This is a genomic window from Dyadobacter chenwenxiniae (assembly GCF_022869785.1).
In the GTDB taxonomy this organism is placed as follows: Bacteria; Bacteroidota; Bacteroidia; order Cytophagales; family Spirosomataceae; genus Dyadobacter; species Dyadobacter chenwenxiniae.
Window position 1 is genome coordinate 1,641,466 of record NZ_CP094997.1, and the last position, 24,083, is coordinate 1,665,548.

At 46.7% G+C, this 24,083-nt stretch carries 23 protein-coding genes; 7 read left to right on the forward strand and 16 right to left on the reverse strand.

What is annotated here, in order from left to right:
• Window positions 1-77 precede the first annotated feature (77 nt).
• The 8 genes from MUK70_RS06810 to MUK70_RS06845 form a co-directional block, all read right to left on the reverse strand.
• The gene (locus MUK70_RS06810) at window positions 78-1,004 is read right to left on the reverse strand and encodes a bifunctional riboflavin kinase/FAD synthetase (protein WP_234656161.1); all 927 of its coding nucleotides are present in this window, start codon (window positions 1,002-1,004) and stop codon (window positions 78-80) included.
• A complete protein-coding gene (gene truB, locus MUK70_RS06815) occupies window positions 1,001-1,702 on the reverse strand; it encodes a tRNA pseudouridine(55) synthase TruB (RefSeq protein WP_234656160.1) in 702 nt (233 codons plus the stop codon). Before truB ends, MUK70_RS06810 begins: the two co-directional genes overlap by 4 nt.
• 28 nt (window positions 1,703-1,730) lie before the next feature.
• Complete coding sequence (locus MUK70_RS06820) at window positions 1,731-2,510, reverse strand: undecaprenyl-diphosphate phosphatase (protein ID WP_234604777.1); 780 nt, start codon at window positions 2,508-2,510, stop codon at window positions 1,731-1,733.
• Window positions 2,507-2,725, reverse strand: coding sequence for a DUF3098 domain-containing protein (locus MUK70_RS06825; protein ID WP_229208388.1), 219 nt, complete (start codon window positions 2,723-2,725; stop codon window positions 2,507-2,509). Before MUK70_RS06825 ends, MUK70_RS06820 begins: the two co-directional genes overlap by 4 nt.
• 49 nt (window positions 2,726-2,774) lie before the next feature.
• Window positions 2,775-3,653 (reverse strand): cell division protein FtsX, encoded by an 879-nt coding sequence (locus MUK70_RS06830; RefSeq protein ID WP_234656159.1) that lies wholly within the window; start codon window positions 3,651-3,653, stop codon window positions 2,775-2,777.
• Between the two features lie 132 nt (window positions 3,654-3,785).
• On the reverse strand, window positions 3,786-4,382 hold the full coding sequence (locus MUK70_RS06835) for a bifunctional nuclease domain-containing protein (RefSeq protein WP_234656158.1): 597 nt from the start codon (window positions 4,380-4,382) through the stop codon (window positions 3,786-3,788).
• A 241-nt stretch (window positions 4,383-4,623) separates the two neighbouring features.
• The gene (locus MUK70_RS06840; RefSeq protein ID WP_234604792.1) at window positions 4,624-5,595 is read right to left on the reverse strand and encodes an electron transfer flavoprotein subunit alpha/FixB family protein; all 972 of its coding nucleotides are present in this window, start codon (window positions 5,593-5,595) and stop codon (window positions 4,624-4,626) included.
• Between the two features lie 38 nt (window positions 5,596-5,633).
• Window positions 5,634-6,371, reverse strand: coding sequence for an electron transfer flavoprotein subunit beta/FixA family protein (locus MUK70_RS06845; RefSeq protein WP_234656157.1), 738 nt, complete (start codon window positions 6,369-6,371; stop codon window positions 5,634-5,636).
• Between the two features lie 95 nt (window positions 6,372-6,466).
• On the opposite strand from MUK70_RS06845, the gene MUK70_RS06850 reads away from it, so the two are divergent.
• Both MUK70_RS06850 and MUK70_RS06855 read left to right on the forward strand, forming a co-directional pair.
• Entirely contained in the window at window positions 6,467-6,793 is a 327-nt protein-coding gene (locus MUK70_RS06850) for a tetratricopeptide repeat protein (protein ID WP_234656156.1), read from the forward strand.
• A 168-nt stretch (window positions 6,794-6,961) separates the two neighbouring features.
• Window positions 6,962-7,318, forward strand: a complete 357-nt coding sequence (locus MUK70_RS06855) for a hypothetical protein (RefSeq protein ID WP_026632110.1) — start codon at window positions 6,962-6,964, stop codon at window positions 7,316-7,318.
• Window positions 7,319-7,360: 42 nt separating this feature from the next.
• On the opposite strand, the gene MUK70_RS06860 is transcribed toward MUK70_RS06855, so the two are convergent.
• Both MUK70_RS06860 and MUK70_RS06865 read right to left on the reverse strand, forming a co-directional pair.
• On the reverse strand, window positions 7,361-8,665 hold the full coding sequence (locus MUK70_RS06860) for a Gfo/Idh/MocA family protein (protein ID WP_234656155.1): 1,305 nt from the start codon (window positions 8,663-8,665) through the stop codon (window positions 7,361-7,363).
• 17 nt (window positions 8,666-8,682) lie between these two features.
• Window positions 8,683-9,981 (reverse strand): acetylxylan esterase, encoded by a 1,299-nt coding sequence (locus tag MUK70_RS06865; protein ID WP_234656154.1) that lies wholly within the window; start codon window positions 9,979-9,981, stop codon window positions 8,683-8,685.
• Window positions 9,982-10,149: 168 nt separating this feature from the next.
• Here MUK70_RS06865 and rluF point away from each other — a divergent pair, with 168 nt between their 5' ends.
• The 4 genes from rluF to MUK70_RS06885 all read left to right on the forward strand — a co-directional run bounded on the left by rluF (window position 10,150) and on the right by MUK70_RS06885 (window position 14,061).
• On the forward strand, window positions 10,150-10,890 hold the full coding sequence (gene rluF, locus MUK70_RS06870; RefSeq protein WP_234656153.1) for a 23S rRNA pseudouridine(2604) synthase RluF: 741 nt from the start codon (window positions 10,150-10,152) through the stop codon (window positions 10,888-10,890).
• Between the two features lie 20 nt (window positions 10,891-10,910).
• Window positions 10,911-12,161 (forward strand): serine hydrolase, encoded by a 1,251-nt coding sequence (locus MUK70_RS06875; protein WP_234656152.1) that lies wholly within the window; start codon window positions 10,911-10,913, stop codon window positions 12,159-12,161.
• Between the two features lie 27 nt (window positions 12,162-12,188).
• Complete coding sequence (locus tag MUK70_RS06880; RefSeq protein WP_234656151.1) at window positions 12,189-12,902, forward strand: hypothetical protein; 714 nt, start codon at window positions 12,189-12,191, stop codon at window positions 12,900-12,902.
• Between the two features lie 82 nt (window positions 12,903-12,984).
• A complete protein-coding gene (locus tag MUK70_RS06885) occupies window positions 12,985-14,061 on the forward strand; it encodes an AI-2E family transporter (protein WP_234656150.1) in 1,077 nt (358 codons plus the stop codon).
• Between the two features lie 25 nt (window positions 14,062-14,086).
• Here the strand turns inward: MUK70_RS06885 and MUK70_RS06890 are convergent, their stop codons facing one another.
• The 3 genes from MUK70_RS06890 to MUK70_RS06900 all read right to left on the reverse strand — a co-directional run bounded on the left by MUK70_RS06890 (window position 14,087) and on the right by MUK70_RS06900 (window position 19,332).
• The gene (locus tag MUK70_RS06890; RefSeq protein ID WP_234656149.1) at window positions 14,087-15,088 is read right to left on the reverse strand and encodes a bestrophin family protein; all 1,002 of its coding nucleotides are present in this window, start codon (window positions 15,086-15,088) and stop codon (window positions 14,087-14,089) included.
• A gap of 129 nt (window positions 15,089-15,217) precedes the next feature.
• The gene (locus MUK70_RS06895; protein WP_234656148.1) at window positions 15,218-17,353 is read right to left on the reverse strand and encodes an outer membrane protein assembly factor BamB family protein; all 2,136 of its coding nucleotides are present in this window, start codon (window positions 17,351-17,353) and stop codon (window positions 15,218-15,220) included.
• Between the two features lie 23 nt (window positions 17,354-17,376).
• Window positions 17,377-19,332, reverse strand: coding sequence for a sialate O-acetylesterase (locus MUK70_RS06900; RefSeq protein ID WP_234656147.1), 1,956 nt, complete (start codon window positions 19,330-19,332; stop codon window positions 17,377-17,379).
• 129 nt (window positions 19,333-19,461) lie between these two features.
• Between MUK70_RS06900 and MUK70_RS06905 the strand changes: the two genes are divergently transcribed.
• Entirely contained in the window at window positions 19,462-20,355 is an 894-nt protein-coding gene (locus MUK70_RS06905; protein ID WP_234656146.1) for a glycosyltransferase, read from the forward strand.
• A 13-nt stretch (window positions 20,356-20,368) separates the two neighbouring features.
• On the opposite strand, the gene MUK70_RS06910 is transcribed toward MUK70_RS06905, so the two are convergent.
• From MUK70_RS06910 to MUK70_RS06920, 3 genes are read right to left on the reverse strand one after another with little or no spacing between them, the layout of a single operon-like run.
• Window positions 20,369-21,193 carry a DUF5672 family protein gene (locus tag MUK70_RS06910; RefSeq protein WP_234656145.1) on the reverse strand — a complete coding sequence of 275 codons (825 nt, stop codon included), beginning with the start codon at window positions 21,191-21,193 and terminating at the stop codon, window positions 20,369-20,371.
• A gap of 44 nt (window positions 21,194-21,237) precedes the next feature.
• Window positions 21,238-22,182 (reverse strand): hypothetical protein, encoded by a 945-nt coding sequence (locus MUK70_RS06915; RefSeq protein WP_234656144.1) that lies wholly within the window; start codon window positions 22,180-22,182, stop codon window positions 21,238-21,240.
• A 16-nt stretch (window positions 22,183-22,198) separates the two neighbouring features.
• A complete protein-coding gene (locus MUK70_RS06920) occupies window positions 22,199-24,019 on the reverse strand; it encodes an ABC transporter ATP-binding protein (protein WP_234604823.1) in 1,821 nt (606 codons plus the stop codon).
• Window positions 24,020-24,083 lie beyond the last annotated feature (64 nt).

Sequence of the window (24,083 nt, forward strand, 5' to 3'; positions counted from 1 at the left end):
TGAAATTGCAATTACACCAAATAACAATAAAAGCGTGCCGGTCAGGACACGCTTTTTGCAATATACGCCGGGAGACTTTAAGAAAAGTGAGCCAAAGAATTCTCCTTATCAATGTTGATCTGCCTAACCAGCATATCCAGGCTTTCGAACTTCTGTTCGGGACGCAGGTAATGCAGGAGTTCCAGTTTCAGGTCTTCCCCGTAAATTTCTTTATCAAAATCAAATAAATTCGCTTCGATCGTCCGCATGGAGCCATCCACGGTTGGCCTGACGCCAATATTGAGCATACCCTTAAACTGCTCGCCGTTATAAGTCGCGTGGATAACATAAACTCCGTTCATTGGGATCAGTTTGTACGATTCGTGCAAATGGACGTTCGCAGTCGGAAAGCCGATAGTGCGACCGAGTTGCTTGCCTTTTACAACAGTGCCCGAAAGCGTGTAAGGCCTGCCTAGCAACTCATTGGCTTCCTCGACATGCCCGGTAACCAATGCTTTACGAATCCTGGAAGAGCTGACGGCCATGTTTTCGATATCCTCACGTGAAATTTCTTCAACCTCAAAGCCATAGGAAGCGCAGTTGTCTTGCAGAAATCCAAAACTTCCTTCCCGATTTCTTCCGAAACGGTGGTCGTAGCCGATCACCAGTTTTTTTGTGCCTATCTTGTCGACCAGGATCTCTTTGATATATTCGTGGGAAGACAACTCAGAAAAAGCGCGCGTAAATGGAACGATCAGCAAGTGATGAATGCCCAGTTGCGAAAACAGCTCAATCTTTTCGTCAATGGTCGAGAGAAGTTGCAAACCCTGGCTATCCTCAGAAACGACCGTACGCGGATGTGGCCAGAAGGTTAGCACAACAGTTTCTCCGCCAGACTGTTCACTGATTTCCCGAAGCCGGGAAAGTATTTTTTTATGCCCAAGATGCACCCCGTCGAATGTGCCACTTGTTACGACGCCATATTCCAGTTTTTGAAAGGAATCCAGGCTGTGATAAATATTCATTCTTCCACTTCTAACTTCAATTCAATTCTTTTTTGCTGAATGAAATCTGTGAGATTCCACGCATCCTTCAATTCAAACGCTCCGATCCTGGTCCTGCACAGCGCGCTCAAATAGGCACCGCTGCCAGCCAACTGGCCAAAATCACGAACCATACTGCGAATATAAGTACCTTTTGAACAAATGATCCTAAAATCGACCGACGGAAAATGGGTGGCATCAAATTCAAAAAGGGAAATTTCTACGTGGCGTTTCTTGATTTCAACTACTTCACCACGACGGGCTTTCTTGTAAAGCCGCTCGCCATCAACGCGTAACGCAGAGTAAATGGGCGGAATTTGCGTAATGCTGCCGGTTAATGCGCGCCTTGCACTTTCCATGATTTCTGCCGTAATGTGGTCCGTTGGATATTCGGCATCAAATTCTGTTTCCAGGTCAATGGAAGGCGTTGTTTTGCCTAGCACCAATGTGCCCGTGTATTCCTTTTCCTGAGCCTGATAGGTGTCGATCTGCTTGGTTTTCTTTCCTGTGCACAATATAAGCAAGCCCGTAGCAAGTGGGTCTAATGTGCCTGCATGGCCGATTTTCTTAAATTTGCAAGCTCTTTTCAGCTTGTTGGCCACGTCAAATGAAGTCCAGGTCAAAGGCTTGTCGATCAGGATGACTTCGCCTTCGTCCGGTATGTTATTTTCGTTATTCAAATTGCGGTATGCGTATTAAATGAAGTGCTCAGACAACGTCAAGCTTGTAGCCCGAGGCAAGCAATCCTAAAAGGATCAGGCCCAGAATGATGCGGTAATAACCGAAAACTTTGAAACCGTATTTGGTCAAAAAGCTAATAAAAAACTTGATAGCGAGCATAGCCACTACGAAGGCAACCAGGTTTCCGATCAGGAGCACCTTAATGTCTTCGGCCTGAATCGTATCGTAGGTTTTCAACAACTTATAGCCGCCTGCCGCTGCCATAGTCGGCACGGCGAGGAAGAAGCTGAATTCCGCCGCCTGCTTGCGGGAAAGTCCCTGCAGCATGCCGCCGATAATGGTTGAAGCCGATCTGGAAACACCCGGAATCATGGCTATGCATTGAAAAAAGCCGATTTTGAGCGCATCAAAATAAGAAATCTCTCTTTCACGGGTGTTATCATTGGCGATCCGGTCAATGAAGATCAGGATAATCCCGCCTACGAGCAGGGAAACCGCAACTACAACCACATTTTCCAGCATGGCATCAATAAAATCATTCAGCAGGAAACCGATGATTGCGGCTGGAAGAAACGCAACGAAAAGCTTGAAATAGAAGTCAGTCGTTTGAAAAAAACGCTTCCAATAGAGAACCAGGACGGATAATATGGCACCAAACTGAATATTAACCGTGAACATTTTAGTAAATTCCAGATGACTGATCCCCATGAAAGAGGAAGCGATGATCATGTGTCCGGTAGACGAAACGGGCAAAAATTCGGTAATCCCTTCAACTATTGCTAAAATAATGGCTTGCCAGATACTCATGAATTGCGGGGTTTACGTAAAATAGCCCAGAACTCAATGATAAAGCCGGTAATAGTAACCAGCGGGCCTAATGTTAACCCCAGAAATCCAAAACCGAATTCGGTGCTGTCAAATGTCATAATGAGGAAGCCGGCAAGGATCACCGCGATACCGATCAGCATCGTCGTGTAATTCGATGTGGAAAATGGAAGTTCGTTTTTTGTGTTGCTCATCATTTCTGAGATTTTCTGTTTTCTAATATTTTGGTTCTGCCTAAAAATGGCTTCAATAAAGATCGTCCAACGCCATTCTGAGATAACGTGCCAGTGACTGGTAAGTGCTGGAAACGCCGATCAGCACGCCAAGTGCAAGTACCGAAGCAACCAGAATAATGATCTTATCATACTCCTGCAACATGCCCAAACCTTCCACGTTACGAACCGCTAATTGCTGTAATCCGATCAGTAACGCTCCCGCCAGAACGCCGCCGATCAAGCCCTGAATGGCTCCGCGCATCACGTAAGGACGTTGGATAAACCCGTTTGTAGCGCCCACGAGCTGCATACTGCGAATGAGGAAACGCTGCGAATAAATAGCGAGCTTAATGGTGTTGTTGACCAGTAACACAATGATAATAAGCATGATCAACGCGAAGCTGGCCAGCACAACGTAAATTTTGGTCACATTCCGGTTAATGTTATCTGCCAGATCTTCCTGATAAACAACCTCGTAAACGCCTTTGATTTTTTCCAGGTCTTTTTTAATCAACTGTAATTTGGCTTCCTCAAAATAATCTTCCTGAATTTTGACACGATAACTATCGCGCAGTGGGTTTTCCCCCAGGAAAGTCACAAAATCCTCTTTCGTGCCTTCGATAAATTCTTTGGCTGCTTCTTCTTTTGAAACGAATGTGATAGGTTTGACCTCAGTGGAGATAAGCACGTAAGGTTTCGCTTGAATAACGCCTAATATGGAATCCTGTCCGGCTTTTGTTTCTTCTTTATCTAAAAAAACGCGGACTTCAATGTTCTGGCGGATAATGGAAACCAGTTTTTTGGATTGGATCACAAGCAGCCCGCAAAAACCGATCAGGAACAATGCAGCCGTGAGGCTCATTACAATCATTGCATTGGGATAACTTCCAATCTTCTTTTTTTTAGGCATAATAGCGTAAGGTTTCGCTTAGCGGTTGGCTCAAACCGGTGAATGAGCGATGGCAAAAATAAGAATTATAAAGTCATGTAGGCGAAAAAGGCCGGTTTGTTAACTATTTTTAACGTACCCAGGCCTGTCGGATCAGTTTCTTCTGCCCATCTCGTCCCGGATGCTTGCGGCTTTTTCGTAATCTTCTTTTGAAAGTGCATCGTCCAGCATGCGTTGCAATTCGTCGAACGTGAGGTCGCGCAGCTGATCTTTGGTTGAACCTGTGGCTTTCAGCGTTTCTTTCACTGCATCTTCATCGTCCTCCTCATCCTCTGTCAGCGAGCTGGAAACAATCCCTGCTTCCGAGAGAATGGCCTCATAAGTGAAAATGGGAATATCGAAACGTAAACCAATAGCAATTGCGTCCGAAGGGCGGGCGTCGATTTCAACTTCCCGGAGATTGTCCGTGCAGACGATCTTAGCATAGAAGATACCCTCTTTCAGATCGGAAATAACGATTTCTTTTAATGTATAATTCATCCCATCCGCAAACGACTTGAACAGATCGTGGGTCATCGGACGGTTGGGGACAATGTTTTCAATTTGTACTGCGATGGCCTGCGCTTCGAACACACCAATAATTATGGGCAGGCGGCGGTTACCCAGCTCTTCGCCAAGAACCAGTGCGAAGGAACCAGCCTGTGATTGGCTTGGAGACAGCCCGAGAATTTCTAACTTGATTTTTTTCACGTTTAAACTAAATGCGCAAGTTTGGTTAACAGTTGTTGTGAATTTCTTGGATATATGTAATCGAAGTTGCAAAAATAATTAACCCGTACTGCATAAAAAAATGAAGTACGGGTTAAGAAGAGCCTCATTGACAGCCGGATGGAAATAAAGCCGCTTAATTATCTGATTTTTAAGCTATTTTTCATATCCGTACCGGGACGATTTATTACAATTAATTTAAATACTGCCTAAAAACGCGTTTTTACATATTTTTAGCCGCCTCTGTGAGTTTGGGCAAAATTTCAAAAACATCACCAACAATTCCGTAGTCTGCTGCCTTGAAAAACGGTGCTTCGGGATCTTTGTTAATGACCACAATGCATTTGGAACCGTTCACCCCCGCAAGGTGCTGGATCGCACCGGAGATTCCGCAGGCAATGTACAAGTTCGGAGCCACCTTAATCCCGGTTTGACCAATGTGTTCGTGGTGCGGACGCCAGTCCAGGTCGGAAACCGGTTTGGAACAGCCTGTCGCAGCTCCCAGCGCCCTGGCCAGGTCCAGGAGCGGCTGCCAGTGTTCAGGCCCTTTCATTCCGCGCCCGCCGGAAACAATCACTTGCGCCTCGGTCAGTGAAAGCTCAGAGCTTGCTTTCTCCACATTCACAACAGAAGCCTGGAAATCAGCGTCACGCAGTTGCGGCGAAAATGTTTCGATAACCGCACTCGCAGAAGCCACGTCATTTTCATCAATTTCGATCACGTTCTTTTTCACGACCAGGATTTTTATATCCGATTTCATTTCAGTGGTGGCAAAGGCCTTTCCTGTAAAAATGCCCCGGGTCACTTTGAATGAACCATTGATCTCTGGCAGTGCGGTGACGCCGGAAACAACGCCTGCTTTCAATTTTGCAGCCGCCCTCGCGGCCATTGCATCGCCCAGGCCGGATTTGGATAGGATAATGATCTTGCTGCCTTCCTGCCCGGCTGCCTGCGCTAACACGTCTGCATATGCGAGACTGTTCTCATGCGACAGTTTTTCATCTGATGCATGGAGCACTTTGGAAGCGCCGTATTTTCCCGCTATTTCAAGTTCGGATGAAGCAGCTTGGCCAATAGCCAGAACAACCGCTTTGTCACCCGTGTTCTCTGCCACTTTTGCGCCGTAAGCCACTGCTTCCAGCGATGTTTTTTTTATCGAACCGTTGTCCAGTTCTACATATATAAGGACTGACATTTGCGCTCAGTTTTAATTTGTAAGTTGATTCAAAAGGTTTACAGCACTTTTGCTTCTGTTCGCAAAAGGCGGATCAATGTTCCTGCCTCTGCGGCGGGGATCATTTTGCATGCACCTTTCGGTGCGGGCAGGAAGTACTTTTCCGGCACGGTCATTTCGTCCAGCGAAACCGGCTCTACCACATTCAGTGGCTTTGTCCGTGCGGTCATAATGCCACGCATGTTGGGTATTTTCCACTCCGCAATCGGTTCCTGGCAGCCTAACACAAGCGGCAAAGGTGCTTTCAGGATTTCTTTTCCGCCGTCAATTTCCCGGCTGATGGTAGCAGAGCCGCCTTCGATATCCAGTTTCATAACAGGAGAATAGGAGGCAATTCCGAGCATTTCTCCAACCAGACCATGCACGACGCCGCTGTTATAATCGATGGATTCGCGTCCCATCAGAATGAGATCGTAATTGTTTTGCTGCGCAACATGGGCGATCTGAACGGCTACAAAATACGAATCGAGCGGATCGGCATTGATGCGGATTGCATCGTCCGCGCCAATGGCCAGTGCCTTGCGGATCTGCGGATCAGCGTCGGCTTCTCCCACATGCAGCACAGTTAATGTTCCGCCTGACTGTTCTTTTAGTTCAACACCTCTTGCCAGTGCGTAATCGTCGTAGGGGCCGATAATGTACTGGACGCCATTTTTATTAAGTCTGGTGTCGTTGTCCGTAAATGTTATCTTAGCGGTTGTATCGGGCACATTGGATATACAAACGAGTATTTTCATGAGCTTATATTTATGAATATTGTCTGTAATGAGAATAACTTTGTCCGGGCAAATTAAGGGAAATCTTAAATAGTATGCAAGCATAATAATATACAATGAACAGCACCTTACTCAGCAATCTCCTCCGTTTTTATGAAGAGGATCCGGACGATCCTTTCAATGTTTATGCCCTAGCCATTGAGTATACCAAGTCGGATCCGGAAAAAGCTGCGCGGTTTTTTGATATTCTTCTGACCGAACATCCCGATTATCTGCCCACTTATTATCACGCTGGTTCATTTTTTGCTGCAAAAGAAGAAATGGAAAAGGCTGAGGAAATTTACCGCAAAGGGGTGGCACTGGCGCTTTTACAAAAAAATAACAAAGCGCATCAGGAGCTGCAAAGAGCCTTTAACAGCTTTCTGGACGAAATGGACGACTAACTGATTGGGCCAAAAATTTGCTGTTTAAGGCAAAAACCTGTACCTTTCATGATTAGTAAGAATACTACATTCCAGACTGCTTTCGGTAAAATACGTCCTCTGCTCAGTTTAGTTTGATTTATGGAGTTCCCTGGTTGACGGGAGAGAAAAAATTATTCATTTAATATTATGGAAAAGGAATTATTTATTCCACTTGTGGTAAAGTGGGCACAGGCGCATGGGTTTAAGGATATCCAGGCCAATATGGAAGGATTTGAAACACCGAAGTCCTACGAACGGGCCGCCGATAATGCCAAATTTACCCCGGATGTAACAGGCGTAAATATGTTCAACAGGCACTATCTGGAAGTTTCAATGAAAACCGACCAGCTTCGTGGAAGCATTTCTAAATGGAAGTTGCTAAGCGAGCTTGCCGGCATGAAAGGTGCTAAATTATATCTGATGGCGCCAAGGGGGCATGTCAGGTTCACACGCGAAATCATAGATCAGTACAACATTCCAGCGGAAGTTGTGAAGATCGACTAAAACGAAAAGGGATTGTTAGCTTTAACAATCCCTTTTTCGTTTCTATGCCTGCGGATATTTCCATTCTCCCCGATATTCCCTGCTCAAAAGATTGTTTGCCTCGGCATCGCCCTGGATCGTTTCTTTTTCGCCGTCCCAAACTATGCTTCTGCCTAATTTATAAGAGAGCATTCCCAGCAACGCCACATTGGTGGAGCGCTGTCCAATTTCTATTTCAGAGATCGGCGGTTTGTTCGTTTTAATCGATTCGATGAAGTTTGCCCAAAGTTCCTTGATATTCTGGTCGTCGGGCTTGTTCAGCTGTGCGTCCTGATGAATGACCGGCTTTTTTGGGTCTGTTGGGTAAAATGTCCAGCCATCGAGCCAGCCCATGTGGAATGTGCCCTCCGTTCCGTAGAAATAAACACCTACTGCTTGCTGTGGATGCGTTTTCTCCGCATTGTTGGCTGCAAAATTCCGGTGCTCCCATTCCAACGTAAATCCGTCAAAATCATAAACGGCTACCTGGTGGTCCGGCGCATCGGTGTTGTCCTGCCTGATTGCACGACCGCCGGTTGAATAAATTTTCTTCGGATATTTTTGTTCCGACCACCATAAAACCTGGTCAAGCCAGTGAATGCCCCAGTCTCCCAATGTCCCGTTTGCGAAGTTGAGATAACCCCGGAATCCCCTGGGATGCATGGTTTTGTTATAAGGCATCAACTGCGCTGGTCCGCAGTAGAAATCCCAGTCCAATCCTTGTGGCGGCTCAGAATCGGGTGTCTTTTGGCCGGGCCCGCCTCCGTAATGTACAAAGGCGCGTGCCATGCCTATTTTTCCGGCCTTTCCCGATTTCAGGAATTCCATTCCCGAAACATTATGTGGAGAAACGCGCCTGTGCGTGCCTACCTGCGCGATTTTTCCATGTTTACGCGTCGCGTTGACCATCGCGCGGCCTTCCTTGATCGTGTGCGAAATGGGTTTTTCGACATATACGTGCGCGCCTGATTCGATGGCCGCAATGCAGCACAACGCATGCCAGTGATCCGGCGTTGCCACGATCACGACTTCCGGTTTTTCTTTGGCCAGAAGCTCGCGGTAATCTTTGTAAATCTTCGGTTTATCCGGCGTGAGCTTGGCCATTTCCGCAGCACAAACTTTAAGCTGGTTGTCGTCCACATCACAAAGCGCGACAAGCTTGTTCTCGCCCGACTGCAGCGCGCAGCGCAGTATATTGGTTCCCCACCAACCCGTTCCGATCAATGCCGTGCGGTAAGGAGCGGCCCGGCTAATGGCGCTTAGTAGTGGCAGCGATGAAAAGGCGGCACCCGCAAGCGCCGACTTTTCGATAAAGGTTCTACGATCCATTCCAGATATTTTAAAAACTATTTTTTAGTGAGTTTTTCGATCAGCCAGTTGTTCATCAAATCCTTTTCTTCCTGGTAAGTCCAGTGGCCCGTATCCTGGTAAAGTTTCAGCTCTTTGGGAGCCGTGGTCACATTATAAGCCGCATACATGGAAGTTGGAGGGCAGGTTTCATCATTATATCCCCAAATGTAACAACCAGGCACTTTGACCCTTCTGGCGAAATTAACCACGTCGTAATAAGCAACAGTGGCTACTTTTTCCTTGGTGTTGTTCCATTTTACACCGTTTTTATCAAAGTAATGCGGCCATCCGCCCGCTCGTCCGTGCAGGTAACCCGTTACATCGCTTAATGCCGGGTAAAATGCGCCCAGCCACTTAACGCGGGGATCCAGTCCGGCTGTAATGATGGACAATGCGCCTCCCTGGCTTCCGCCGGTTACCGCCAGGTTCGTCCCGTCGTACTGAGGCAGGCTGGTCAGGAAATCATTGGCACGTACGCAGCCGAGATAAACTCTTTTGTAATAAAATTTATCGCGGTCATCCATATTGTATGCCGGATAACCGTTCAGAAGGCCCTGGCCCATATCTGTATAAACGGCAGGGTCCATAATAACTGAAATGCCGTGAATCCCAATTTCCAGGGTGATGATGTCTTTTTCGGCAGTCACCACATCGCCATAGTAGGGGCGTACGCCAGCCCCGGGAACACGGAGTAATGCAGGATATTTCCCTTCTTTCTTTGGAATGCTGAGAATCCCATAAACGCGTACGCCTTTCCGGTTGTTTTGCAGGTTCAGATGGTACACATTTACTTTTTCCGTGCAGCGTTCGGGCAGGAGCGTCATTTTCGTATCCATGGGGACTTCGGCTAGTTCTTTCTTGGCCGCAGCCCAGAATGTGTCGAAATCCTGGGGATTAGCCACAGTCGGTTCTATTTTTTGCGGATCAAAACCGGCGGTGGCCAGGCCGCGATATTCATTGCCATCCACGGTAACCCAGGCAATACATCTCAAAAAACCGGGCGTTTTGAGCGTTCCTCCGTCAATGGTCAGTTTCCCGTCAGCAGCGGTTTTCGTTTCCTTAACAGTCGGATCGAGCTTTTCGAGGCCGATTTCGTAGCGTATGGAAGCATTTTTTACCGGATTCCCATTCCTCGTAACCGTTACCAGGAACTGCACCTTATCGCCCGTTTTATAGGTCCAGTCGTCCCGGTCCGCGGTAACGACAATTTCAACAGGCCGCCTTGCCGGCTGTGCAACAACAGTTAATAAAGAGAGCCAGAACAGAACGGCCAGTGGTAAAAAACGATTTCTCATAAGGGGTTAGATTTCATGAATTGGATTGAAAATACTTAGCTTGTCAAGTAAAAGTGACAACACGCCGGAATCTTTAACAAAAACGGGATATTTTTTGCGAATTGCAGTAATTTGCTTGCATAAACGGCAGCCTTTTGGGTTTAATAGAGAATTAAAAAAAGCGGGATTTTGATCAGGATCAATAAGTATATCAGCGAGACAGGATTTTGCTCGCGGCGTGAAGCGGACAGGCTGGTGGAGCAGGGCAGGGTAATGCTGAATGGCAGGACGGCGGTTCTGGGCGACAAAGCCACTGCTGCCGACGAGGTGAAAATCGATGGTAAATTATTGAAAACGAGGAAGGCGGCGGTCTACATTGCATTTAACAAACCGGTTGGGATAACCTGTACGACGGAACGCGAGGTGAAAGGTAACATCATTGATTTTATCCGCCACCCCGAGCGCATCTTTCCGATTGGCCGGCTGGACAAGCCCTCCGAAGGGCTTATATTCCTAACCAGCGACGGCGACATTGTAAACAAGATCCTCAGGGCGGGAAACAACCATGAAAAGGAATATTTGGTGACCGTTGACAAGCAAATCACGCCTGATTTTATAAACAAAATGGCTTCCGGCGTACCTGTTTTGGGCACCATTACCAAGAAGTGTTTCGTGAAAAAAGAAGGCAGCCATGTATTTACGATTGTCCTTACCCAGGGGCTTAACCGGCAAATCCGGCGGATGTGTGAGTATCTGGGCTATCATGTCACAAAACTGAAACGCGTGAGGATCATGAATGTGACATTGGAAAATTTACCCACGGGACAATGGCGAAACCTGACCCGCGAGGAAATGCAGACGATCAATGCGGCAGTAGAAACTTCTGTCAAGACGGAGGAAGGTTCGTATTTGCCGGGATGGGAAGAGTAGTGTGTTTAAAAACATTAAATATGATCCGATCATTTACGGCTTTCGTTTTCCTGAGTTGCCTTTCCTTTTGGTGTAAAGGGCAGAAGCCAGACACATTATTTCTGGAAAAGCTGCTCAGGAGTAAGCCCGAATTGTTTTCAAAGATCTTGAACCACCCTCGAAAAAACGAAGTGCAGATCCTGTATACGCAGATCGATCGGGACAAAAACAATGTCCCGCACTTCAAGAGTTACAGCTATCATCTCAACGACTTGCATTATTTCTTTCCTGCCAGCACCGTTAAGTTGCCGACGGTGATCTTTGCACTGGAAAAAATCAATGAGCTGAACGTGCGCGGACTTACCGCCAGAAGCACCATGCTGACGGGCGCTGCATTTGCGAAACAAACGGCCGTTGAAAAGGATAGTTCTTCGGAAAACGGCCTTCCCTCTTTGGAACATTACATCAAGAAAATCCTGCTGGTGAGCGATAATGATGCTTATAACCGGCTTTACGAATTTATCGGAAGGGCGGAAATTAATCAGAAACTAAAAAAACATAACCTGACCACAAGCCGCATTCTCAATCGTTATGCGGTGAAGGACACGGAAATTACTTCGCGACACACCAATCCCGTTTCCTTTTACAACCGGGACAGCCTCGTTTATTATCAGCATGGCAAATTTGATCCGCTGGATTATCCGCTTGCATTGTCCAATACGAGCATGGGCAAGGCATATATGGACAGTTCCGACCGCTTTGTAGCCAAGCCTTTTAATATGGCCAATAAGAATGCATTTAGCATTACGGACCAGCAAGCGGTGATGAAGAAGCTCCTGTTTCCCGAGGTGTTTCCCGAAAACGAGCGGTTTGACCTCACCCGGCAGGACTACGAATTGATATACACTTTCATGAGCAAGTATCCTGCGGAAAGCAAATATCCCCAATACGATCCGAAGGATTTCTGGAATGTATATGCCAAATTTCTCTTCTATGGTGCAGATAAGAAGACAACTCCAAACCCTACTATCCGGATCTTCAATAAATACGGCGATTCGTACGGCTTTATAATAGACAATGCTTACATCGTGGATTTTGAAAATAACGTTGAATTTATGCTGACGGCCGTTGTGCAGTCGAATGAGGATGGCGTATATAACGATGATAAGTATGAGTACGAAGAAGTTTGTTATCCCTTCATGAAAAACCTGGGGCGGACGATTTATGAATTTGAATTAAAGAGAAAAAAGGAATATTTACCTGATTTGTCTAAATTTATAATGGAATATTAAAATAACTTATCCCTAACCCGTTCAGCCATGAAGACTTGGTTTCTAATCTTTTCTGCAATGGTTTCAGTTAGTGTTGTCCGTGGCCAGATCAAAAGTGCGAACGACATTTACCGGGTTAAGAACGGCTCTGACTTAACGAAAGTGATCCCATTTGAAGAGCGGTTCCAGTTTACCAGATTTTTAGACGGACAGGTGTTATTCCGGAATGGCAAAATGTCTAAGGCGAAGATGAATTACAGCCTTGTGCACGGCGAAGTGCTGTTCGTGGATGCCAAAAAAGACACATTACTTTTCAATGACAACGACCTGATCCGCAAGATCCTGGTGGGTGAAAATCTGTATTTTTATACCAAAGGTCATGGTCACGTGCATGCGATAGCCGATTTTGGCGGCATCAGGTTGGGCAAGAAACAGTTTCTAGTGCGGATGGGAAATGAGAAATATGCTTCTTATGAGCAGTATTCAGCTACTTCGGCCATTTCAAGCTATTCATCCTTTGTAAATCAGAACGGAAACTTTCAGGATTTAGAAAGCAACGTGAAAGTGATCTTGAAGCGTAGGTCGATTTTTTTCCTGATTGATCAAAACGAGAGGGTTATGTTCGCCACACGCCCCAATCTTATGAAGGTCTATCCTAAAAACAAGCGGAAGGTTAACGAGTATTTGAAAGCGAATCAAATAAACTTTGAAAAGGAAGAAGATCTAAAAAATGTGCTGGAATTTGCCAGCCGTTTGGAATAATGTGGCTGGATTGCAGAGGAACGTATAATGTGGATCGGCTTCTTGGAACGATTTTTTAGAATTCCCCGGAAACATATTCTCCATGAAGGAAAGCGTCTCCAAGATCCTAATTTGGATTTTATTAATCATTGCAATTCCGGCCGGTTTGTACTTCGGCAAAACATTTCTGGCGCCACTTGCGATCGGTGCCGTATTGTCCATGATGCTTATTCCGGTGATGGATTGGCTCATGTCCAAAGGACTCTCAAAAGGCTGGGCCGTTGCGGGAAGCACGGTAACATTGCTGATGTTCCTGGTTTTTCTGGGCTCGCTGATCACCATTCAGGTGAAGATGATTTCCCGGGACTGGCCTGAAATCGAAAAGAAGTCTGTTCAATATCTGGACCAGGGACAGAAATTCATAGAAGAGAAATCAGGTCTGGATCCGGACGAGCAGCTGGCACAGGCGAAGACAATGTTGTCCAAACTCGGCAGCGGCAGCCCGGCGGCGTTAGGGTCGGTAGGAGGGGCTGTGGCGAATGTTATCCTCATTATCGTTTACGTGGTTTTGTTGCTGTCTCAAAGAGCGCGCTTCAAGGAGTTTATATTGCTTAATTTTCCAAAGCAGGACCATATCCGCGTCCGGAAAGCACTAAAAGAAATCCGAAAAACATCGGGCGGTTATTTTTATGGAATGCTAAAAGCCATGATCATTCTGGCCATCCTTTATGGGACGGGTTTTATGATCGGTGGTGTTAAATATGCTTTTTTACTTGCGTTGATTGCCGCGGTATTTTCATTCATTCCTTACGTTGGCAACGCGATTGGTGGCAGTTTGGCTGCCCTGCTGGCATTGGTTTCGGGCGGACCTTCGAGTGTACTGGTGGTATTGATCGTGATGTTTGCCGCGCAAATGATCGATAATTACATTACCCAGCCTTACGTTGTAGGTAAAGAAGTTGACCTAAACCCATTTATGACCATCACATCAGTTGTCGCTTTTGGTGTGCTATGGGGCATTGCCGGCGCCATCATTGCCATTCCGATCACCGGCATCATTCGGGTGACATTCCAATATTTACCCAACACCAAATCACTGGCTTTCGTGATGGGGAACGAAAAGCCAGTGATGGATCTGGAAGGGGTTAAGGAAAAAGTTGACGAGAGAAACAGTGCTTAACTAACACATTGCACACTTTTTCGCCTTACATTAAAATATTGTTGACTGCCGTTAAAGGCGCCGGAATGTTTGTTTCGTCCAGCATTTCGCGGAGGTCAATTTCAATGGTGCGGCAAATGGCCGTCATCGGAATGTCGTTGATTGCATTTTCAAACGGATTTTCGCTCGTGTCGCCTACCACTTCCATGGTATAAAATACCCATGCAATGATCATGTAACTTGGAATAGCGAGCCACAGCAGGCCAGGACCTAATTTGGCAAACTCATTGATAAGCCCAAATGGCAGGATAGCAATAAAAAGCCAGACGAAAAGCTTGCTGAAATACGCATACTGACGCGGAAATGGAAAATTTTTGATCCGGTCTGCCGCGCCCTGCTGGGTGTAAAATTCCTGAACCAGATTCATCATATGGAAATAGAACAGTTCGTTAATCGCGCCTCTGCGAAAGACTTCATCCAGTTGTGCGGCTTGCGCCTTCATGATATGCGTCGCTGGGTTCTTTTTAGATAAAAAATATTGCACCTCTCCTGCAGGTAAAAAGTTGTTCAGAGATTGCTGCAACGTCGCATCATCGTTACCAGCCTGCTCCCGGACAATGTGGCGCGCAACCGAGTCTTTATCATCCCAGACGCTTTTTGCCCGAAGCTGGATACGAACGGCGTTAATATATGCAATGTGCCTGTGAATAAGCTGTTTACGAACCTGCTTTTCGTCGTAGCCAGCTTCATCGGGCAATGGCTGGATATAGGTGGCGGAGAGGGTGCCCCAGGTTCTGCTGGCGTTCACGATCGCACCCCATATGCGCCGTGCTTCCCAGAGGCGTTCGTAGGAAGAATTGTTTTTAAAACCCACATAAAAAGCAACGGCAGTGCCTATAAGCCCAATGGGAACAAATGAAATTCCGAGGATTATGCCGGTTGCAGCGCTTATCAGACATAATGCAAGGGCATAAATAAAGAAAATGAGGATCGGTTTCCATGCAAAGGACAAGATGATCCCCAATTTTATTTCACGGGCGGTATACATTCAGTTTAGAGGAAAGGTGAGTTGGATGACTGCTAAGATTTTAATTTTGTACCAAATTAAATGCACGCGTTCCCGTGAAGCGGAAAATTTCAACGATTAAGCGGCCAAAACGGAACTTGGAAATTTTCATCATTCCAATGCAAAAGCCACATACTGATTCCCCTTCTTCGTTCCGAGCTTGGTGCCGCCGCACGCAATGACAACATATTGCTTTCCGTTCACGGCGTAAGTGGCAGGCGTCGCGAATCCGGCAGCCGGAAGCATTGTCTCCCAAAGCAGCTTTCCGTTTTTCTTATCATAAACCCTGAATTTCCCGTCCTTGGTCGCCGCGATGAAGAGTAAGCCGCTGGCAGTCACCACAGGTCCGCCATAGTTTTCTGTTCCCGTAGTAGGGACGCCCTGCTTTTTCAAAGATTCCACTTCGCCAAAAGGGATTCTCCATAGAAAATCGCCTGTATTAAGATTAATGGCGTTCAATGTTCCCCACGGCGGCGCAATGGCAGGAAGACCATTTGCGTCGAGAAATTTGTTGTAGCCAGTGCTTTGATATGGCAAATAGGTTTTATTTGAGGCCGTTGCACCGGAAGCAGCCTCAACTTTTTCATCCCCGAATAAAAATGAAACCAGGGCCTGCTTTTCGTCGGCCGTGAGCATGGTAAAGCCCGGCATCATGCCTTTGCCCGAAGTGATGATTTGGCTCACGAAAGCGCGGTCGCGGCGGGCGCCTATGTCAACGAGCGAAGGATAACCGCTTTTGGCATTCCCTTTCCGCTGCGGGCCGTGACAGGTTACGCAATAATTGGTATAAACTCTTTCTCCCGGGCTCAGAGCGGACATTTCGCTGGCTTTCGGCGTGTCTTTCATGGTGAGTATCCATGCCATTTCGTTGCTGTTGACATACAGAATGCCATCTTCCGGATCGGCCGCCGCGCCTCCCCATTCTGCACCGCCGTCAAAGCCCGGCATAATCACCGTTCCCTCCTTGCTCGGCGCTGCAAACAATGCTTTTTTATAACTTCTGAACTTGATCACGAGTGAATCGTGGTCTGGTGCATGACGGCTTATATCTTTATCCGTCAATGTGTAAGCTTGCCTGGCATAGGGGGCAGGTTTGGTTGGGACGGGCTGTGTGGGCCATGGAAATTCTCCTGGTAATGCATCTTTCGGGGCCGTAACTTCTTTGATGGGAAACAATGGCTTGCCCGTAACCCGGTCGAAAACAAAGACGTAACCTTGCTTGCTAACCTGCGCTACGGCGTCAATTCGCTGCGGCTGGCCATCCGGTCCTTTTTGCGTTACTGTAATCAGGTTGGGCGGCGCGGGCAGATCGCGGTCCCACATATCGTGGTGCATGGTCTGATAATGCCACAACCGCTTGCCGGTCCTCGCGTCGAGGGCAATGAGGCAGTTGGCAAAAAGGTTGGAGCCTTTTCTTTTTCCCCCATAAAAATCATAACCCGCAGATCCGGTGGGAACATATAAGATGCCGCGTTTCCGGTCTATTGCCGTCCCTGCCCAGTTGTTTGCGGCACCTGTGAAGGTATTCTTATAAGCGTCCTTTGGGAATGTCTCATATCCGAATTCGCCCGGATAGGGGATCGTGTGGAATGTCCATACAAGTTTCCCGGTTCGCACATTGAATGCACGCAAGTCGCCGGGCGCTGCATCCGAGTCCTCAGAAAGCCTGATTGGCATCACGATCAGATCCTCAAATATCGTCCCCGGCGTGTTGGAAACCATGTATTTGTCTTTCGCCACATCAGGTAAGCCAGTGCGAAGGTCAATTTTTCCGTGATCACCGAAACCCTCGACAGGCTTGCCTGTTTTGGCATCCAGTGCATACAGGAACGAGCCCATTGCGTGCATAATGCGCTTGTCTTCGCCATCCGCCCAGTATGTGAGGCCGCGGCTTGTGTTAGACCCGTTTTTTGATTTATCACCAAAAAGCCAGATTTGCTTACCCGTTGCGGCGTCCAATGCAAAAGCTTGCACGGTGTTCGTCACACCATACAGAATGCCATTGACAATAATGGGATTTACCTGCGTCTGGCCGGAATCGGGCATAGCGTATGTCCAGGCCACTTTCAGCTTGTTTACATTCTCCCGGTTGATTTGCGTCAGCGGTGAATAGTGGTTACGGTCGGGGCCGCCGAGATATTCCGTCCATTCGGTGTCTTCTGCTGGTTTTATTTCAAATTCTTTTTGCTGAATGGCAACCAGGAAAAGCGCTGACGCAGCAATGCAAACGGAAAGAGGTTTTAACATATAAGGGATCAATGAGATGCTGTTTACTGAAATTTGCCGTTAATTGAACGGCCAGGCCAGTCGTCCGTCCTGAAACTACTGGCGGGAAAGCCATCTGTGCTGAATAGATTAGCTTCTTCGGGCGCATCCGACCATGCATATCTTACGGACACTGGTTTGGTAACCTTCGGATGTGAAACTTCTACTGTATTTCCCTTGATCTCTGCTTTGGCATAATAAAAGACCTTGTCTTCGCCTGCTATTTCAAATCCCTTCAGATAGCCGTAGCGATCCTTTACCATCAAGCCGTTTTCTGCGTGCTTGAATGATACAACTGCTTTTCCATCAACGAATTGCACTTTGTCGTAAAGCGGCGAAGCATACGGGATGTTTTGACCGTAATCATTTTTCAGGGCCTGGGTTGCCAGGCGGTGGGCCACATCCTGTTTATTGGTCGGGTGAATGTTATCGGGATTACCTACGTCAGTGGTTACGGCCATTCCGGTTTTTGGCAGGCTTAATGTCATATTTTGCGCCTCACGCAATTCGGCCCAATTACTTCCTTTATTGCTGTCCTCATCTTTTCCGAAACTCGAAAGCTGCACCCAGTAAAATGAAAACTCATCATTCCAAAGCCTGCGCCAGTCATTGATCAACAGCGGGAACGACTTACGATATTGGTAAGCCCTTCCTGTGTTGGCCTCGCCCTGGTACCAAAGCGACCCGCGGATCGCGAACGGAAGCAGCGGAACGATCATGGCGTTGTAAATGCTTGTGCCAACATTGTTCATCAGGTGCGCATACTCGTGCTTTTCGGCAAATGCCGGCATAAGCAGCCAATTTTTCGCCAGGCTAATCTTTAACGCGCCGTCTTCTACATACATGTCACTCGCATTGCCCATCATTCCCCGCCCGAACCAGGGGGTGCCAACCATGTTTCCCAGCGCAATAACCAGTTGGTTCTTACCTTCTTTCCAGGAGTTGGCAGGGATTTTTATTTTGCGAACGCCTTTCTCAGCAGTTTCGCCAATTAGTTTTCCATTGATATAAATTTTGTTCGGACTATCGTTTTCGGCCAATGATAAAATAGTCTCTTTCGCGGTCAGATCAGCAGGAATGGTCACTTCTTTGGCCATATAACCCTTTCCCCGATAACCCATTAGGCCCTTCCAATCCCATTGTCCAACCGGATCAGCCGTTTTCAGCCATGTGGAAAAATCAATGTTTTCGCCCACATATTTCTTTTCATCTTCTGCCGTTGGCGTGTACGAATCACTTTTAAAAAGTGTTTTCCTGAGTTTGGCGTCCATGACGATATCTGCTTCCTGCCATGTTTTAGGAAGGTTTTGCGCATAAGTTTTCAGTTCATCGTCGCTTTGCATTCCTTCTTTACTGATCCAGCCTTCCACTTGCGATCCGCCCCAGGAGGAATGCAGGAGGCCAATCGGAATGTTTAATTTTTGATACAATTCGCGGGCGAAAAAGAACCCGACGGCTGTAAAAGCTCCTACTGTTTCCGAGGATGCGATTTGCCATTCACCGGCCTTTAAATCCATTTCGGGCTGTAATGTTACATTGTGTTCGACCCTGAAATGACGGATTTGGGGAAAATTCGCGTTCTGTTTCTCTATTTCAAAATCCTTGGCGGCCGACACAGGCCATTCCATATTCGATTGCCCTGAACACAGCCAGACTTCACCGATAAGGATGTCATTAACAGACGCCTGCCCCGATTTTGCCGACACATTCAATGTATGCGGTCCACCGGCTTCCAGCGGATTGAAGCTTACCATCCACTTACCGGAAGCATCCGCTTTTGTTTGCAATGCTTGCTGAGCAAGCGTCACTTTCACTTTTTCACCCGCTTTCGCCCAGCCCCAGACCGGAATGGGTTTTTGTCTTTGTAAAACAACATGATCGGAAAATAGTCGGGCGAGTTTTACCTGCGCGAAAACAGAGGTGTTCAGGAGCAGGAAAAGGAAAAGCGAGGTGCGTTTCATTGATATTGATAAAAGTTTGTAACCCCTTTAAAATGCCACCGGGGTGCACTTTCTACTTAAAGCGCTAACTTTACAGGCAGCTCCCATGCATTTGGAGCGATTAGTTTTAGCCGTATTGACCCATTAATAATGATATCAGTAATCATCTGTTCGGCCGATCCCGCAGCGCTGCAGCTGGTTAAGGAGAATGTTGCCGAGACAATCGGCACGGATCATGAAATTATCGCTTTTGCCAATGCGAATGCTGAAAAGGGCATCTGTGAACTTTATAATGAAGGGACGAAGCAGGCGAAATACGATATCCTGGTGTTTATGCATGAAGATATTGAAATGAAAACCGTGCACTGGGGGGCCAGGGTTTTGGAAATATTTGCTGGTAACCCAAAACTCGGACTGGTTGGCGTTGCCGGTGGTGGATATAAATCGCTGGTGCCGTCGAGCTGGTACAATGCCGATCTGGAAATGAACGGCGGGTTTTATTGTAACCTCATTCAGGGCTTCAAACATTCGGGGAGAGAAGCGTTTTTGGATTACCGCAACGCGAAGAACGAAAAACTGACCAAAGTGGCGAGCATTGACGGATGTTGGATGGCGACAAGAAAAGAAGTTGCGCTTACGCATCCTTTTGACCAACACCTCCTGAAACATTTTCACGCCTACGACATTGATTTTTCGCTGGCAGTAGGAAGGCAATATGATGTGGCCGTCACTTACGAGGTGCTTTTAAGCCACTTTTCAGAGGGGAATTTTAGTCAGGTTTGGGAAAATGAAATATCAAAGGTCCACAAAAAGTGGAGTGCAGTATTGCCAGTCAATGCCGATGGGCTGGATGAAAAAAGCTTGCTTAGGTATGAGCGCCGGGCTTTCAGATTATATTTTGAAAGGAAACTGGATCAGGGAAAAACCTATAAAGAATTAATGCAGGTTTGCTGGAATGCACGCCATTCGAGGATCTTTAAAGGCCTGAAATGGTATAAGATGTATGTGGATCTTTGGAGGGTTTGGAGGAAGGGGAATGATTGAATGATTGAATGATTCACTCATTCAAAATTACCTTATAGCCCAGCTCCATCAGTATCGGCTTCCAATATTGAAAATTATCCGGGGCGTCCCAGGCGTGGCAGCCGAAGGGTAGTCCTTTATTGAAGCGGACGCCGCGTTCGGGGTTGTTTTCTATGGAGAATTTGTAAGCGGTTTTAAATGGGGGAATGCGCAAATTGTGCCATTTTCTGTTGACTTCAATGCTCCAAAAAACATCCTCGTGAAACTGGTGTTCGTGCCGCTGGTGATATTCATTCGCCTTGTCCTGCATCCTGGTTGCCAGATCGAAAAACTTTTTAACCCTTCTGAGCGAAAAGCCACCATTGCCCACCACATTATCAAATTGCCGCTGAATGGGCAGGCCGCCTTCAAATGTATTTTTCCAAATGTGATACAATGTGATGGCCCTGGTTTTGAATGCTTTCACAATGTCCGGCTCTTCCAGTCGCTTTGGCCATGGCGCACCGATGTAATCGTAACCGCTTCGGCACCATTTCAGAAGTTCGTCTTTGAAAACAAAAGCATCTAATTGGTGAATCAGAATGAATTCATAACCAAGAAATTGCTGGTAGAATGCGGGGCTGAGCATGAGCCTGTTGTAACCCTGAACATGCTCAAAAAAAGCAGGATCAAAACTGACCGAACCGGTGAAAATGTTGTCGCTGCCCAATTCGTCAAGATCAAGTATATCCGGTTTCAGCGCAATGATCGGGTGGTTGGAAAGCACTTTCCTGCACTGCTGAATGGATATTTTCTCGAATTCAGAAAGTTGAGTTTTATAAATAGGAACGACAACAGCAACTTGTTTGTTGCTAGTCATTTTAAGTAATATCTAAATGAACATTGAGTATAAAAAGCCGCTTTTTAGCGGTTATTAAGCATTTCAACCAGCGATTCGAGGTGTTCCTGAAAGAAGAAATCATAGCCTTCTCCACCTTCCGGCACCACATTGATCACATCAAATGAAGTTTCCAAAATGCGCGGAACTTTCAGACCCTCGGCAATAGAGAATGGGAACGATTGGTTACCAATAAAAAATTTTGCTCCCTTAATGATCCGCGCCATTTGCATGAAATCACCCACCTGAACCCATTTAATGTTCGGAATAATCTTCCTGATGTCATTATACTCGCTTTCGACGCCTATGAAAACGATGTTGGGATATTTATTGAGAAACTTGTAGTTGATCGTGTAATTCCGGTAACGCTCGCTTCTCGCCATCACGATCGTATCTGCGTATGCTAGATCAGGTTCAACGGTAAGCCAGGATTTGTAAAGAATCGGATTTACGCCTGTGAGATAGCTGCACCAGCGCGCAATGTTGCCTTTGTCCAGGGGAATTCCTCCTGCACGGAAATAATCCAGATCAATGTCAATAATCTGGTCGGTGTGGATTCCAATGAAATCAATGTAAGGCTGCGGTTCCAAAAGCGCGATCAGCATTTCGGCCATCCTTTCGTTTAACATTACATTTCCCAAAGGATGCGTGTTATAACCCGAAAGGATCAATGGCTGGCCAAGCCTTAAATACAATTCAATGCGCGCGTTGGTCATCCGACGCATGGCTTCAATGGTTGGTAATGCGTAAATAATATCACCTGCATTGCCACTGTGGCTCAGGCGGATGCATCCTTTCTGCGCCGCATATTCTTTTATTTTCGCCGGACTTGTCAGTTTATCGGCGTCATTGATAAAATTGGCAAACGCAAGTTGTTTCTGATTTTTTAACTCCCACTTGTACTGCTTGTAACGTATTTTATCCGTGTGTTTAAGCCAGAGTCTCGAAACCAGATTTCTCTTTTTGAACATAAGAACTTTAATTAAACTAATCGTTGAAGGTTTGCATGTCAATCAGCCGCTTGTACAGCCCGTCGCGTGCGATGAGCTCTGAATGATTGCCTTGTTCTACAATTTGACCATCTTCCAGAACCACGATCGAATCGGCTTTCTGGATGGTGCTCAGCCTGTGCGCGATCACGAGCGAAGTCCTGTTTTGCATCAAATTATTCAATGCTTCCTGCACCAGTTTTTCCGACTCTGTGTCCAGTGCAGAGGTCGCTTCATCCAACAGCATAATCGGAGGGTTCTTCAAAACGGCCCTGGCAATGCAGATACGTTGTTTTTGCCCACCCGACAATTTCATTCCGCGATCGCCGATGTTGCTATCGTAACCTTTTTCCGTGCCCATAATAAAGTCGTGCGCATTGGCAACGCGTGCTGCTGCTTCTACTTTTTCAGGCGTAGCCGAATGATTACCGAAGGCAATGTTGTTGTAGATCGTGTCATTGAAAAGCATCGATTCCTGGTTTACTACCCCGAACAGCGACCACAATGATTCCATTTTCACCTGCTTCACATTCAGATTGTCGATGGAAACGCTGCCTTCCTGTGCGTCAATAAAGCGGGGGAGCAGGTCCATTAGCGTCGATTTGCCGCCGCCGGAAGGGCCTACAAGCGCTACCGTTTTGCCTTTCGGAATGGTGAGATTGATGGATTTAAGGACCGGCTTTGCCTGGTAGGCGAAGGAAACGTTCTGCAGTGTCAGCGAATGATTGAATTCTTTCAGATCAATGGCATCGGGGGCGTCCTGGATCTCGGGTTTTTCATCAACCAGGTCTAAAACCCTTTCCCCGGCTGCAATTCCCGCATGAATGGTGCTGAATGAATCCGTTAAGGCCTTGGCCGGACGCATGACCTGCGAGAATAATGCAATGTAGGCAACAAATTTCGAAACGCTCAGGTCAGATTGATTATCCAGGATCAGCGAACCGCCATAAAGCACAATAATAGCGACCATGGTTACGCCCAAAAACTCCGAAACAGGACCGCTTAACTGCTGGCGGCGTGCCATTTTTCGTCCCAGCTCGGAATACCGGATATTTTCCTGGTGAAATTTTTCCTTAATGTCCTCTGTCGCATTGAACGCTTTGATGATCTTGATTCCTGAAAGCGCTTCGTCCAGATAACTGATCATCAAACCGAAAAGATGCTGCGCCATTGTCGCTTGCTCTTTTAGTCTTTTTACAATTTTGGAAATAATGAATGCGGAAATTGGAATAACTAAAATGGCGAAAAATGTAAGCTTGGCAGACGTAGCAAAAAGCATGAAAACGTAAGCCAGCAATTGCAACGGTTCCTTAAAAACGACCTGTAATGTTCCGGTTACTGAAAACTGAACGACCTGCACGTCGGAAGCGATCTTTGAAATAATATCCCCTTTGCGCTGGTTGCTGAAATAGCCGGTGTGCAGGTTCATTACATTGTTAAAAACTGTTTTACGCAGATTGAGCAATGTGTGGATCCGGAGGTTTTCCATGACCCGTTGCGAGAAATATTTGAAAATGTTGGATAGCAGGATCGACGTTACGATTACACCGCATACAATCTGCAAAGCACCGTGCGGCCCGTATGTGTCGTTCGCTTGCTGCGCGTAGTAGTTGAGGAGACCGGTTACGTCCCAGTTGTCAGGTCTTTGGATTACTTCGGCCCCATCTTTATTGTTGTTGAACAGGGTGCTCATCAAAGGAGCGAGCAGAGCTAAATTAAGCGTGTTGAAAATGACCCCCAGGACTGTGAAAATGATGTAGGGGACTGCAAATCGGGCAATGGGCTGAGCAAATGATAATAATCGGAAGTATGTTTTCATTAGATGGAAATGGCATATTTAGAATATGCCTGAAAGTAAAACAGCCGGAAATTGTGAAATTTCC

Coding starts and splice junctions, on each gene's coding strand:
- MUK70_RS06810 (WP_234656161.1), bottom strand. CDS start 1,004: ATGAATATTTATCACAGCCTGGATTCCTTTCAAAAACTGGAATATGGC.
- MUK70_RS06820 (WP_234604777.1), bottom strand. CDS start 2,510: ATGAGTATCTGGCAAGCCATTATTTTAGCAATAGTTGAAGGGATTACC.
- MUK70_RS06825 (WP_229208388.1), bottom strand. CDS start 2,725: ATGATGAGCAACACAAAAAACGAACTTCCATTTTCCACATCGAATTAC.
- MUK70_RS06830 (WP_234656159.1), bottom strand. CDS start 3,653: ATGCCTAAAAAAAAGAAGATTGGAAGTTATCCCAATGCAATGATTGTA.
- MUK70_RS06840 (WP_234604792.1), bottom strand. CDS start 5,595: ATGTCAGTCCTTATATATGTAGAACTGGACAACGGTTCGATAAAAAAA.
- MUK70_RS06845 (WP_234656157.1), bottom strand. CDS start 6,371: ATGAAAATACTCGTTTGTATATCCAATGTGCCCGATACAACCGCTAAG.
- MUK70_RS06850 (WP_234656156.1), top strand. CDS start 6,467: ATGAACAGCACCTTACTCAGCAATCTCCTCCGTTTTTATGAAGAGGAT.
- MUK70_RS06855 (WP_026632110.1), top strand. CDS start 6,962: ATGGAAAAGGAATTATTTATTCCACTTGTGGTAAAGTGGGCACAGGCG.
- MUK70_RS06860 (WP_234656155.1), bottom strand. CDS start 8,665: ATGGATCGTAGAACCTTTATCGAAAAGTCGGCGCTTGCGGGTGCCGCC.
- MUK70_RS06865 (WP_234656154.1), bottom strand. CDS start 9,981: ATGAGAAATCGTTTTTTACCACTGGCCGTTCTGTTCTGGCTCTCTTTA.
- MUK70_RS06875 (WP_234656152.1), top strand. CDS start 10,911: ATGATCCGATCATTTACGGCTTTCGTTTTCCTGAGTTGCCTTTCCTTT.
- MUK70_RS06880 (WP_234656151.1), top strand. CDS start 12,189: ATGAAGACTTGGTTTCTAATCTTTTCTGCAATGGTTTCAGTTAGTGTT.
- MUK70_RS06885 (WP_234656150.1), top strand. CDS start 12,985: ATGAAGGAAAGCGTCTCCAAGATCCTAATTTGGATTTTATTAATCATT.
- MUK70_RS06890 (WP_234656149.1), bottom strand. CDS start 15,088: ATGTATACCGCCCGTGAAATAAAATTGGGGATCATCTTGTCCTTTGCA.
- MUK70_RS06895 (WP_234656148.1), bottom strand. CDS start 17,353: ATGTTAAAACCTCTTTCCGTTTGCATTGCTGCGTCAGCGCTTTTCCTG.
- MUK70_RS06900 (WP_234656147.1), bottom strand. CDS start 19,332: ATGAAACGCACCTCGCTTTTCCTTTTCCTGCTCCTGAACACCTCTGTT.
- MUK70_RS06905 (WP_234656146.1), top strand. CDS start 19,462: ATGATATCAGTAATCATCTGTTCGGCCGATCCCGCAGCGCTGCAGCTG.
- MUK70_RS06910 (WP_234656145.1), bottom strand. CDS start 21,193: ATGACTAGCAACAAACAAGTTGCTGTTGTCGTTCCTATTTATAAAACT.
- MUK70_RS06915 (WP_234656144.1), bottom strand. CDS start 22,182: ATGTTCAAAAAGAGAAATCTGGTTTCGAGACTCTGGCTTAAACACACG.
- MUK70_RS06920 (WP_234604823.1), bottom strand. CDS start 24,019: ATGAAAACATACTTCCGATTATTATCATTTGCTCAGCCCATTGCCCGA.